The organism is Lactiplantibacillus plajomi, from assembly GCF_005405405.1.
Lineage (GTDB): Bacteria > Bacillota > Bacilli > Lactobacillales > Lactobacillaceae > Lactiplantibacillus > Lactiplantibacillus plajomi.
The window spans coordinates 75414-88171 of the sequence record NZ_BJDZ01000002.1 but is presented as its reverse complement, the minus strand read 5'-3'; the positions used below and the strand labels follow the sequence as shown (position 1 = coordinate 88171).

The 12758-nt window shown below is 51.8% G+C and carries 12 protein-coding genes and 1 other annotated feature (1 of these 13 only partly in view); of the genes, 9 read left to right on the top strand and 3 right to left on the bottom strand.

Features of this window, described 5'->3' with window-relative positions; translation table 11 throughout:
• Positions 1-72: 72 nt before the first annotated feature.
• The 3 genes from gshAB to FFM82_RS01125 all read left to right on the top strand — a co-directional run bounded on the left by gshAB (position 73) and on the right by FFM82_RS01125 (position 3371).
• On the top strand, positions 73-2337 hold the full coding sequence (gshAB, locus tag FFM82_RS01135; protein WP_137644030.1) for a bifunctional glutamate--cysteine ligase GshA/glutathione synthetase GshB: 2265 nt from the start codon (positions 73-75) through the stop codon (positions 2335-2337).
• Positions 2338-2473: 136 nt separating this feature from the next.
• Complete coding sequence (locus FFM82_RS01130; RefSeq protein WP_137644029.1) at positions 2474-2758, top strand: autorepressor SdpR family transcription factor; 285 nt, start codon at positions 2474-2476, stop codon at positions 2756-2758.
• On the top strand, positions 2748-3371 hold the full coding sequence (locus FFM82_RS01125; protein ID WP_137644028.1) for a DUF1648 domain-containing protein: 624 nt from the start codon (positions 2748-2750) through the stop codon (positions 3369-3371). The genes FFM82_RS01130 and FFM82_RS01125 overlap by 11 nt, the downstream gene beginning before the upstream one ends.
• A 265-nt stretch (positions 3372-3636) precedes the next feature.
• Here FFM82_RS01125 and FFM82_RS01120 read toward each other — a convergent pair whose 3' ends face one another.
• Positions 3637-4092, bottom strand: coding sequence for a YueI family protein (locus tag FFM82_RS01120; protein WP_137644027.1), 456 nt, complete (start codon positions 4090-4092; stop codon positions 3637-3639).
• 137 nt (positions 4093-4229) lie between these two features.
• Between FFM82_RS01120 and FFM82_RS01115 the strand changes: the two genes are divergently transcribed.
• The gene (locus FFM82_RS01115) at positions 4230-4850 is read left to right on the top strand and encodes a DUF1054 family protein (protein WP_137644026.1); all 621 of its coding nucleotides are present in this window, start codon (positions 4230-4232) and stop codon (positions 4848-4850) included.
• A gap of 81 nt (positions 4851-4931) precedes the next feature.
• On the opposite strand, the gene rpsD is transcribed toward FFM82_RS01115, so the two are convergent.
• Positions 4932-5540, bottom strand: a complete 609-nt coding sequence (rpsD, locus tag FFM82_RS01110) for a 30S ribosomal protein S4 (RefSeq protein WP_137644025.1) — start codon at positions 5538-5540, stop codon at positions 4932-4934.
• A gap of 201 nt (positions 5541-5741) precedes the next feature.
• Positions 5742-6203 carry a free L-methionine (R)-S-oxide reductase MsrC gene (msrC, locus tag FFM82_RS01105; RefSeq protein ID WP_137644024.1) on the bottom strand — a complete coding sequence of 154 codons (462 nt, stop codon included), beginning with the start codon at positions 6201-6203 and terminating at the stop codon, positions 5742-5744.
• A 171-nt stretch (positions 6204-6374) separates the two neighbouring features.
• Between msrC and ezrA the strand changes: the two genes are divergently transcribed.
• The 5 genes from ezrA (at position 6375) to FFM82_RS01080 (ending at position 12688) form a co-directional block, all read left to right on the top strand.
• Positions 6375-8096, top strand: coding sequence for a septation ring formation regulator EzrA (gene ezrA, locus FFM82_RS01100; RefSeq protein ID WP_137644023.1), 1722 nt, complete (start codon positions 6375-6377; stop codon positions 8094-8096).
• A 165-nt stretch (positions 8097-8261) separates the two neighbouring features.
• On the top strand, positions 8262-9416 hold the full coding sequence (locus tag FFM82_RS01095) for a cysteine desulfurase family protein (RefSeq protein WP_137644022.1): 1155 nt from the start codon (positions 8262-8264) through the stop codon (positions 9414-9416).
• A gap of 36 nt (positions 9417-9452) precedes the next feature.
• A complete protein-coding gene (gene thiI / locus FFM82_RS01090) occupies positions 9453-10670 on the top strand; it encodes a tRNA uracil 4-sulfurtransferase ThiI (protein ID WP_137644021.1) in 1218 nt (405 codons plus the stop codon).
• A 152-nt stretch (positions 10671-10822) separates the two neighbouring features.
• On the top strand, positions 10823-12070 hold the full coding sequence (locus FFM82_RS01085; RefSeq protein ID WP_225425572.1) for a glutamate--cysteine ligase: 1248 nt from the start codon (positions 10823-10825) through the stop codon (positions 12068-12070).
• Between the two features lie 123 nt (positions 12071-12193).
• Positions 12194-12688: a peroxiredoxin gene (locus FFM82_RS01080; protein ID WP_137644019.1), complete on the top strand. Its 495-nt coding sequence runs from the start codon at positions 12194-12196 to the stop codon at positions 12686-12688.
• A 37-nt stretch (positions 12689-12725) separates the two neighbouring features.
• Positions 12726-12758: a binding site (T-box leader), on the top strand (it continues 201 nt past the right edge of the window).

Here is a 12758-nt window from a genome sequence, read left to right as displayed (position 1 = left end):
TTAGAGTAACTGGACACCGAACGATTGGTTCAGGACCGAAGTCAGTAGAAATAAACGATTGGATTGATCTAAATGGAATTAGATGCAATTGGAAAAGCAATTAAGACGAGCCACTTGGTACCACTCGTCAGCCATTCAAATTTAGGGTTGGAAGTGACGATGCAACGGGTCGCCTCGGACGGTCAACTATCGACGCAGGCGGTTCCGGCAGCCTGGACCCGTTCCGCTAACCGACAATTACGGGCCGGTTTCGCGCAGTCGCAAGTGAAACTAACGACCCCGGCGATGCGCGATGTCAGTGCGCTGATGGCCTACTTAACCGGGCTGAACGCAACGGCGCGGCGGGCGTTACCGGCAGGCGACTTACTGTGGCCGTTATCGAGTAACCCGGTGTTACCCGCAAAGTTAAGTGAAATTGCGCTGACTGCCAGTGACGCTGACGACTTGAAATACCGGCGCGCGCAGGCCCGCAAGTATAACGTGCGGCAACTCATGACCAGCGGGGTGCACGTCAACCTGAGTTTTAACGAACAGTTGTTATTACGCCTATTTACGGAGACTTTTCACCGGCAGTATGCCAGTTACGTGGCCTTTCGCAACGCGCTATACGTGAAAGTTGCCCAGGGACTGGTACGGATGAACTGGTTGATCCAATACCTCTTTGGGGCGACGCCGGCTTTGAACTTTACCGACCGGCGTTCCAAGCGGCAACGGAGCAGCGTTCACGGGACGAGCGGCCGGTACGGACAGGTCAGTGCGGATTACAGCACCTTAGCCAGTTACGTGACCAGCTTAGAGCAGGCAGTCACCGCCGGCCAGTTAATGGCCACCGATGACTTTGCCGGCCCGGTCCGCTTTCGGGGCAACGGGGCGTTAGCCGACCTCGCGACTAACGGTGTGTACTACTTGGAATTCCAAGGCCTCGACTTGGATCCCAACAGTGCGGTCGGGGTTGATCAAAAGGCGGTTGAATTTATCCGCTTGTTGGCGAGTTACTTTGCCATGATGCCGGCGTTACCGGCCAAAATGGTGCCCCAAGTGAACCAACAGGCGCGTCAATTGCTGGAACAGGTCACCAGTGAAAACCCGACGACGGCTAGTGCCCAAGCGGTGCCGGCTGAACAAGTGCTGGGCGCGTTACGCCACTTTGTGACCGCAAACGGTTTGCCGGAACGCAACGCCACGCTGATCGATACCTTGAAGAAACGGGTCGCAGACCCGAAACGGACGCTGAGTGCAACGGTGGCCATGGCGCCGGATCCCTTGGCCTGGGCTAATCAACAGGCCGCTGGTTTTCAGGCGGATGCCACGGCAACGCCGTTCCAGCTTCCCGGATTCAGTGCGCTGGACTTATCCAGTCAACTAGTGGTGGAACGGGCGCTGGCCCGTGGCATTCGGGTGAACGTGGTTGATACACGGGCGAATATTTTACGGCTGACGGCTGGGCAGACGACCCGCTTGTTAGTTGCAGGTAGTGGCACCGATTTGAACCCTCAGGCGCTAACCAGTGCCTTGCCGCATAAGGCAGCGGCCAAACAATTGCTGGCCGAACACGGCGTGCAAGTTCCAGCATCGCAGACTTACCATACGGCTAACCAGCTGATCGATGATTACGACCGTTTCGCGCAGGAAGGTGGCATCGTGTTGAAAGCGGCCGATGAACCGGACATTGTCGCGGTGTTTCGAATCATGCCGAAACGCGAGTTATTCGAACGGGTCGTTCACCAGCTCTTCGAACAGACCCGCGCGGTGATGGCCGAAGAAGTCATCGTTGGGGCTAGTTACCGGTTCTTAGTCATCGACGGCAAGGTCCGCGCGGTAGCTGAGCGGATTCCTGCCAACGTGGTGGGTGATGGCCGTACGCCGATTCAAACTTTGCTAGACCGCAAAAACGGCCGCCCGTTACGGGGTGACGCGGGAAGCCACCCACAGACGACCATTAAGCTCGGGACAATCGAGCGTTACCGGTTGGCGGCCTACCAGATGGACTTGGAGACGGTCGTCGGGCGCGGCAGTCAGGTGTTGCTGCGCGAAGACGCGACCTTTACCAACGGAGCGGACTTGTTGGACGTCACGACCGAAGTGCACCCGTCGTACGTTCAGGCGGTTGAAAAGTTGGCGGGGACGCTCGGTCTACGGGTTGCGGGATTTGACGTTGTGATGCCGAACCTTTACGCGGAGCTGACGGCTGACCATCCCGAAATGGCGGTCTTCTTAGGTGTTCACGCCACCCCGGCACTTTATCCGCACGCCTTTCCGTCCTTTGGCGATGCCCAGCCGGTCGCCGACGATTTATTGACGGCGCTGTTTGCGGACCCCGAGGATTCTGATAACTAATTAGTAAAAGCGACCGGTAATACCGGTCACTTTTTTGGAACCCTATTTCGAAAAAAATCTAAATAGAGTGGATTAAAGCTGAAAAGGTGGTATAATCTATTTAGATAAAGCTCTAAATAGATTGAGGTGACGGTGGATGGCGTTGAACCAGACGTTTAAAGCAATTGCCGACCCGGTACGCCGCCAAATTTTAGAGGGGTTGAAAAGCCACCGGCAGTCGGCGGGGGAGATTGCGGCGGCCTTTCAACTGAGTCAGGCGACCGTGTCGTACCATTTAAAATTATTGAAAGCTGCAGGATTAGTTAATACGACTAAGGAAAAAAACTTTGTGTATTACGAACTGAATACCAGTGTGTTTGAAGAGATGTTGACTTGGATTTACCGGATGGGTGCGATGGGAGGCAGTCAGGATGAAGATTAAAGTGCAAGCTTGGTTAAGTTACGTGGTGATTTTATTGCCAATGGTTTATGGGATTTGGAATTACCGGGCGCTACCGAATTTAATGGCGACCCATTTTGGTGGTTCGGACCTCCATCCGGACGGCTTCATGACGAAACCGGTGGCGGTCTTTGGCTTACCGCTACTGATGATTGCCATTCAGCTCTTTTCGGTGACGATGACCCACCTGAACGCCAAACACAAGGGGGCGGCGCCGCGCTTTGAACGGGTGGTCATCTGGATCGTTCCCCTGATTGCGGTCGTGACCTACACTATGACGATTGCTTATAATTTGGGTCACCTGGTCGATATTTGGCGAATCAGTATTAGCATGGTTGGCGTGGTCTTTATCGCAATGGGCAACTACTTGCCAACGGTTTCGGCAACCGCCTACCAGCGGATGCACCGCGGCTTCAACTTACACCCCGAAGCCTGGCAATATTGGAAGTACCGCTTTGCCTACTTGTTAGTCGGCAGTGGGGTGTTGCTGTTACTCAGCATTTTAACGGTTCCGATGGTGTCAGCGGTAATCATTGGTGTGGTCGTGGTTGCAATGCTTACGATGAGCCTGATTGGGTTGATACGCGCCCGCTAGCTAAGACATGCCTAAAAAATGGGGGCTGACTTTTGGCCGACGGGACAACAATTATTGGATGGAAGCGTAAAGCAGCTGTGACAAGCGTCACAGCTGCTTTACGTTTCGGAATAATGATAGTCGAAACGTGCGCCAAAAGTCAACTGGCTCCGCTTAACCCCGTAAGTCAAACAATCCAAGCCCAGGATTATTTGACTCACGCCGTTATGCTCACCAGCTAACCGACTTTTGTCACACTCTTTTTAGTTACACCGAGGTTTTTTTATTAAAATAAGTGTTTTAGTTTATTAAGTAGGCCGTGCGGCGCGTCCTGTTTCGGCGCAGCTTGGGTCTGATACCGTTTTTGAATGTCGATGACGTCGCGGTTAACGGCGTGATCGGCGGTTAGGACCAGGGCGTAGTTCTCATCATCGGTGCGGTAAATGTCATCGGTCTTGATGGTGAACTGAATCCCCGCTTGACTAGCTGCTTTAATGTAGGGCCCGATGAAATCCTGGTCCAGGTTACCGTTGATGTAGAGTTTATCTTCGGGGTGCTCAGCAAACGCCCGTTTAAGTTCATCAACGTAGTGCGCCCGCTTGAGCTGGTAGACGGTGACCGCAACTTCGACGCGTTCACGAAAAGTCCCGAGGTACTTACGCTGTTCGTCGGGATGCAGCTTTGGCGTCCCGTGCATGGCGGTCTGAATACGGTCGACCGGTTCTTGTTCATTAGTAGCCATTGTCTAACATCCTTTCTTTGACTATTCATTCATTGTAGCATGTTCGCCGGTGAATAGCGATGAATATCCGTGGCAGCTGACTTTACGGCGGCGGGGGATTAGCGTATGGTTAGAACCAAGTAAAAGGGGGAATTTAGATGTTTACCCGGAGCGACTTTGATATTTTTAACGACCCAACGTTGGCGGGCCGGATGCACTTGATTAAAACGGTGATCGACCCGAAGTTCGAGGCGCTGGCACCGCAGTTGGTTACCGAATTAACGGCGGTGACTGGCCAGCCGTTTTACGCCCACGTGGCTAAGCACTTGCGGCGCTTTAAGAACCCACCGGTCGATACCTGGGTCGCGTTTAGCCATAATCAGCGTGGGTATAAGGGTTGGCCGCACTTCGAACTCGGGTTGTGGCCTGACCGCTTATTTTTGTACCTCGACGTGTTAGACGAGTGTAAGCCCAAGGTTCAAGCGGCGCTCACGCCAGCCGACTTAACAACAATTTTCACACCGGTTGCACCGGAGTTACAACTAGCGACCAACCACGGTCAACCGCTAACGCGGGCCGCAACCGCGAACAACGTCCAGGCGGCACTGGCGAAGTTTCAACGCTATAAGCACAGTGAACTGGTAGTGGGACGTAGTTGGGCCGTTGATGACCCGCAGTTCGACCATCCCGCGGAGTGGGCGACCGTCCTTACGGCAACCTTAAACGAGTTAGTACCAGTTTACCAGCCATTAATGGCGGCCGTCCGTCAGCCAAAATAACGTCAAAAAAACCGCGATCCAAGTTGCCTTGGGTCGCGGTTTTAAGGTTGAAATCGCAACGAAGCGATCCGATTAACCTAATTAAAGTTTGTTGTAGTATTCAACGATCAGTGATTCGTCGATGTCGGCTTCAAGTTCTTCACGTTCTGGTAAACGAATTAATGAACCTTCAAGCTTGTCAGCGTCGAATTGCACGAAGTTAGGACGTGCAACAACGGCTTCAACGGCTTCAGTGATAACCGTTAACTTCTTGGACTTTTCACGAACGGAGATAACTTGGCCAACACTAACTTCGTATGAAGGAATGTCAACGCGCTTGCCATCAACGGTGATGTGACCATGGTTAACTAATTGACGTGCTTGACGACGAGTCGTGGCTAAACCTAAACGGTAAACCATGTTATCCAAACGACATTCAAGTAAGATCATGAAGTTAACACCGTGCTTACCTTCGCGAATCTTACCAGCTTTGATAAATAAGTTGGCAAATTGACGTTCGGATAAACCGTACATCATCCGTAACTTTTGCTTTTCGCGTAATTGCGTACCGTACTCTGAAAGCTTACCGCGACGGCCTTGGCCATGATCACCAGGTGCGTAAGGGCGACGAGCTAATTCTTTACCAGTACCGGAAAGGGACATTCCCAAACGACGGGAAACTTTCCAACTTGGACCTGTATAACGAGACATAAATTGTTTCCTCCAATATATTTAGTTGGAGTAAAATAAGGCCGATGTAAGTTCGATATTCGTTCAGATCGGACTGCAGGGTTCACCATTGCAGCCGCAGGTTACTAACTGACCACTGGGTGGCACCAATCTGTTGACGAGCTTACCCACTCACTGCTGCGTTATTTTACACAAAGAGTAGCATAACATGGAACCAGCTAGTTAGTCAATGTGATTGGTGAGAATTGCCACGAATTCGCTTAATTCGGCTTCATTTTCGGCACTGAAACGGTCCAATGACGGTGAATCAACGTCGAGCACCCCGATTTTACGACCATCCTTAGTAATTGGGATCACGATTTCCGAGTTGCTGGCGCTGTCGCAGGCAATGTGGCCGGGGAATTGGTGAACGTCTTGGACCCGCTGGTTAGTTTGGGTGTCGTAAGCGGTCCCGACCACGCCGGCGCCGACCTTAATGTGCATGCAGGCAACCTTACCTTGAAACGGTCCCAGGTCCAGTTCACCGGTCGTCTCGTTATAAAGGTAAAAGCCAGCCCAGTTCAAATCGTCGTAGGTACTGTTGAGTAGGGCACTGGCGTTGGCTAAGTTCGCCACGAGGTTTGTTTCTTGGTACAGGAGCGCGTCGAGTTGTTGATTCATCAATGATGGTGCGGTGGTTGCCATAGTGAAAATCCTCCTATAAACTTCATAAATTGATACTGTTAGCCAGTTATGACTATGTTATAATTTAAGGTAGATTTTAATTGGATTTTCAGAAAAATGCAAGGTCGCTGTTCGACAGGGTGAACGCGTACCGCAATTAAAACGGAATAAATTAAGGTAAGGGGTATTCATATGCAAGTAGCAATCGGCATTGTGGTTGTTGCAATTGTGATTTACGCCGCGGTCAAGGGCTTTCAGGTATACATAGATAAACAAGTCCGCCAATTGACTGAGCAACACGAAGCGTTAGTTCAACAAATGCAGACAACCGATTTCGAAAAAATAGAACAGTTAGGCCTAACGGGCGGTTCGTTGGCCAAGCTGGAAGCGTTGCAAACTGAGGGTCACCAAGTTGAGGCTGATCAATTACCCGCCGTTAGTGAACAGTTAACTACGATTAGTACGGCCGCCCATAACGTTAAATTTCTGGCAGCTAAGCAGGGGCTTAAGCAGGTGGCCGACCAATTAACGGCCATCGAGGCTAAGGAAGGCGAAATCCGCCAGGGGTTACAAGCCTTGGACGATGCGGATGAGGCCCACCGGCAAGCGGTTGCCAGCCTTGAAAAGAAGTACCAGAGTTTACGCAAGACGTTATTGTCACAAAACTTCTCGTTTGGCCCGAGCATTGATAAGTTGGAGGACCGTTTATCCAACTTGGAAAGCGACTTCGACCAGTTTTCACAACTCGCTAAGTCGGGCGACCACGACGCGGCTGAAAAGGTGCTCGACCAGTTACACCACGATACCGGCTCACTTGAGATGGATATTGACCGGGTCCCACCGATTTATAAGGATTTAGTCAGTGGCTTTCCCGACCAACTGGACGAACTGGCTAGTGGCTACCAACAATTGGTCGACCAGCACTTCCATTTCCCAATTGACTCGATCAAGCCGGAAATTACGGCGCTGCGGCAAGCCATTGATGATAACATCAACTTGTTGGGTGAGTTGAAGGTTTCCGACGCTGAAAATGGCAACCACGCGATTGAAAAGCGGATCGACCACCTCTACGACGTGATGCAAGTTGAACTGGATGCTAAGCAGGTCGTGGATAAGCGGCGCGATGAGATTAGCCAGTTTCTGACCCATGCGACTAATCAAAATCACCGCCTCCAAATCGAACTGGATCGGCTGGCACAGAGTTACACTTTGAACGACCACGAAGTCGAACGGACCCGTGAACTGAATGAACAGTTGAAGGGCATCGAGTCGGTTTATCAGGAAGATACGACGGCCCTGACTAGCAAGCAGGCGGTTTACAGTGAAATCGCCGCCCACTTCGAAGACCAAGATAAGCAGTTAAAGGGAATCGAAGAAGAACAGGTAGCCATTAACGACGGCGTAGCTAACTTGACGGCTGAAGAATCCAAGGCCCACGAGACCTTGCAACGCTTTGACTTCGAAATTCACGCCGTTAAGCGGCAGGTTGAGAATTTGAACCTGCCGGGCTTGCCAAAGGATTACCTGGATTATTTCCAAGTGGTGTCGAAAGAAATTGAACGGTTGGACCACGATATTAATAAGTTGGTCATCAACATGGACGATATCACCAAGCAACTGATTGTTATTCAGGCCGACATGGCGACCTTGAAGGAAAAGACCGCTGATCTGACCGACGCCGCGTTGATGGCTGAACAGCTGTTGCAATATGCGAACCGTTATAAGACCAATAACGAAGACGTTAAGCAAGCCAGTGAAGCGGCTCAACGGCTCTTCAACGAAAAGTTCGATTACGCCGGGAGTTTAGAGACGATTGCCACCGCGATCGATAAGGTCGATCAGGGCGCTTATAAACGCATTGAAGACAGTTATTACGCCCAAAAACAGGCGGAACGGGTTAAGCAGGAAGGCTGACCGGTTGTTTTAAAACAGTCCCTCGAGCGGGTCGCTTGAAGGGCTGTTTTTGATTGCCGGCGAACAAAAGAACTTGTTTCGTAGGTATTATTTGGTATAATTGCAAAGAATTCTTATTGGAAGTAAGTGCGTGGCACTGCTTTGTTAGAAAGTGAAGGCACAGAAATGATTTATTTTGACAATAGTGCGACCACCCAAGCGGCACCGGCCGTACTAGATACGTATACGAAGGTTTCCCAGCAAATTTGGGGTAACCCGTCCAGTTTGCACCGGTTCGGCGAAAACGCCTACCATTTGCTGGAACAATCGCGGCAACAAATTGCCACTTTGATTGGGGCCAAACCCAACGAAATCTTCTTCACCTCTGGGGGGACCGAGGGTGATAACTGGGTCGTGAAGGGGACGGCGATGGAAAAACGGTCGTTTGGTAAGCACCTAATCACGACCGCGGTCGAACACCCGGCAATCCATAATTCAATGGAACAGTTAAAGACGCTCGGCTACGAGGTCACCTACTTGCCGGTCGACGCCGAGGGGCGCATTAGCGCGGCGGATTTAAAGGCGGCGATTCGGCCCGACACCATCCTGGTTTCCACGATGGCGGTCAATAATGAAATCGGGACGATCCAACCGTTGCTAGAAGTTGCTGACGTGTTGAAGCAGTACCCGAAAATCCACTTTCACATCGACGCTGTCCAGGGCATCGGTAAGGGTATTCAGGACATGATCATGAACGACCGGGTCGACTTTGTCACCTTTTCCGGCCACAAATTCCACGCCCCGCGCGGCATCGGCTTTATTTACGCCCGTCAAGGCCGCAAGTTAGCACCACTGATGACTGGTGGTGGTCAGGAAAGTAACGCCCGTTCGGGGACCGAGAACTTACCGGCGATTGCGGGGATGGCCAAGGCATTACGGCTACTCTTAACCGATGAAGCGGATAAGGTGGCGCGTGAACGCGCAATTAAGCAGCGGATTTACGACCACATCAAGACCTTCCCGAAGGTCACGATTTTTAGCCAAACGAATGCCGGCTTTGCGCCGCACATCCTGTGTTTTACGATCAACGGTGTTCGCGGTGAGACCATCGTCCACGCCTTTGAAGACCGCGACATCTTTATTTCGACGACCAGTGCCTGCTCATCAAAGAAACACTTGGCGTCCAGCACCTTGATGGCGATGCACATTCAAGAAAACGTGGCGACCAGCGCGGTGCGGATCAGTTTGGATGAAAACAACACCCTGGCTGAAGCCGACCAATTTATTAAAGTTTTTGACGACCTTTACCAGAAGTTTTCAAAAATTAATGCGGACGCTTAATGACGGCAGCTTTTAAGAAAGAAGGAATGACCTTTCATGCAATACACTGAAATCATGGTGCGTTACGGCGAACTGTCGACCAAAGGGAAAAACCGGCGGAACTTTATCGACAGTTTGGGCCGTAACGTTCGCAAAGCTTTGCACGATTTTCCCGAGTTGAAGGTTCACGCTAACCGTGACCGGATGCACATTATGTTGAATGGTGAGGATTCGAGTAAAGTCATGGACCGCTTGAAGCTGGTCTTTGGGATTCAAAATTTCTCACCAAGTATTCGGGTCGACCAAGACATGGACGCGGTTTACGCCACGTCCATTGAAATGGTTAAGGCTCAGTTCAAAGCGGGAATGACTTTTAAGATCAACACCCGTCGTTCGGACCACAAGTTCGAATACGATACGAACGAAATTAACGACATGGTCGGGGGCCAAATCTTAGACCACGTTCCTGGTATTAAAGTCAAAATGAAGCAACCAGACATCGTCTTACGCGTTGAAGTCCGGATGAACGGGATTTTCCTGTCTTCCGAAACGATCCAGGGTGCCGGCGGGTTACCGGTTGGTACGGCTGGTAAGGGGATGTTGATGCTTTCCGGCGGGATTGACTCACCGGTTGCCGGCTACCTCGGGATGAAGCGCGGCGTTAATATGGAAATGGTGCACTTCTTCAGTCCGCCATATACCAGTGAACAGGCGTTGGCTAAGGCCAAGCAGTTGGCATCAACCCTCGCCAGCTTCTCCGGTAGTGTGAAGTTCATTCAGATTCCGTTCACCGAAATCCAAGAAGAAATCAAGGAGAAGGTGCCGGAAGGGTATCTGATGACGGTTCAACGGCGCTTAATGATGCGCTTGATGGACGCGATGACCCGTAAACGCAACGGTAAGGCCATTTTCAACGGGGAATCACTTGGTCAAGTGGCGTCGCAGACGATGGACAGCATGGTGGCGATTAACGACGTCACCAGCTTGCCGGTCTTACGGCCAGTCATTTCGATGGATAAAACCGAAATCATTAAGATTGCGGAAGACATTGATACGTACGACTTGTCGATCATGCCGTTCGAAGACTGCTGTACGATCTTTGCGCCACCGGCACCGAAGACCCACCCGAAACTGGACCGGGCACGCGCCTATGAACAACGCATCGACGTTGACGGTTTAATGCAACGGGCGTTAGCCGGCGTTAAGATGACGGAAATCAAACCGGGCGAAAATTACATGAACTCCCAGGAAGACGTCTTCGCCGAATTACTATAAAATTTAGCTGAATTAAGCTTTAGTGGCGCCGTTCCCGGACTAATTCTGGGAGCGGCGTTTTTTGGGTTGGTAAGCCACTGAAATTTACGTGGGCTTGGAGGTTCGGTTGGCTGCCGGAATATGCTAAGATAACGGCATGTTATTTATCGGGGGTGACGAGTACGGATTATCAGGCAGCTTTATTGAGGGCGGCACACCGCACACCGGTGACTGGGTTAACAATTGGAATCGAGCGTGAAGGGCAACGGGTGACGTCCACGGGGCAACTGGCGCGGCGCGACTTAGCAACGGCCGTGCCCCGACCGGTTCGCGGACTTACCCGCGACTTTGCTGAGACCCAGTTAGAACTAGTCACCCCCACAATGACGAGTACGAACGCTGCCTTAGCCGCGTTGGCACGGATTCAACACGGCGTCAGTAGCCAGTTAAGACCGACGGAACTAATTTGGCCGCTGAGTATGCCGCCCACGTTACCGCGGGCGAGTGAAGCCATTGTGATTGCCAAGTTGAGTCCGCAAGCGTTCGCGTACCGTCAGCAACTGGCTAGGCGCGGCGGCCGTCGCCGGCAAATGATCAGTGGCTTGCACGTCAACGTTGGTTTTAGTGCGGCGTTATTAGACCAATTGTTTGCTCAGCAGGCGGGCCCGATGAACCGGCGCGAGTTCCAGAACCAACTTTATTTGCACGTTGCCCAAAATTATTTGCGTTACCGGTGGTTACTGACCTACGCTTTCGGGGCCAGTCCGACGCGTTGGCCGCGCTTGTTAACGCACACCGGACCAGCCGAGCCAGTGCGCAGTATTCGGAACAGTCCCTTTGGTTACACGAATTTAAGCCGGCTTCAGGTTTCGTATTGCTCGGTGGCGGCTTACGTTACCGACCTCAAGCACCTGGTTGCGACCGGGCAACTGGGCGCGGAAAAGGCCTTTTACGGCCAGGTAAGCTTGCGCGGTGGTCACGCGGTCACGGATTTAGCCGCTACCGGCATCGACTACCTCGAACTACGAAACTTTGACCTCAATCCGTTTGATCCACTGGGGGTCGACCAGGTGCAACTCGATTTTTTGCACGGTTTTATTTTATTGATGTTAAGTTTACCGGCCCCGCAAAACGTAGCGGCGGCCATCCACTACGGTGAGCAACTGAACCGCCAAGTTGCCCTTGAACGACCCACAGCCGAAACGGCACAGTTGGCGGAGGGCCGCTGGTTGTTAGCACAATTTGATCAGCTGGTCGTCCAGTTGGGGGTGCCGGCGTTTCAGACCGCCAGTTGGGTCGTTCGCAGTCGCCTGGCTCACCCGGAACAAACGCCAGCGGCCCGCTGGTTGCGGGATTGCCAGCACCAGCCGACTAAACTGGCACTGGCGCTGGCCCGGCACCACGCCCGGGTGCGATTTTAACCGTTAATCGGTCCAAAGTCAGGAAAATTATTTGCGACCGTCGCCGGATTGCGGTAAGTTTAAATCATACTCATCAAAGAGCAATTGATTAGCTGGATTTAAGTTATCGAAGGGGTGTTTGCTGTGCAAGTATTATTTCATGATCAGAAGTTAGATTTAGTTGGTGAACCACTTACAGATGGCGCCGCGTTACCGAAGTTTAAGGTATTCACGACCCATAATCAGAAGTTGAAGACCAAGGACCTACTGGGCAAACCGGTGTTGATCAGCGTGATGCCCGATATCGATACGCGGGTCTGCTCGATTCAAACCCGCAAGTTTAACCAACAAGCTGACCAGTACCCGCACGTTCAGTTCCTAGCCGTTTCTAATAATTCGGTGGCGGATCAAGCGGGCTGGTGCGCTAAGGAAGGCGTTAAGAACTTAACGGTCGTTTCTGACGAGGAATTGTCGTTCGGCTACGCCACTAACTTATACTTACCGAATAACGGAACCTTGACGCGAGCGATTTACGTGGTCGACGCCGCCGGTAAGGTCGTTTATCATGAAATCGTGCCGGACCTCAGCCACGAACCAAACTACGTGGCGGCCCTGGACGCCCTCAAACAATTTGAATAATGATTGACGTGCCCAGGTAAATTCATTACAATAGGGCTATTCAGCAATGAGCAAGAGAGTAGCTTCAAGC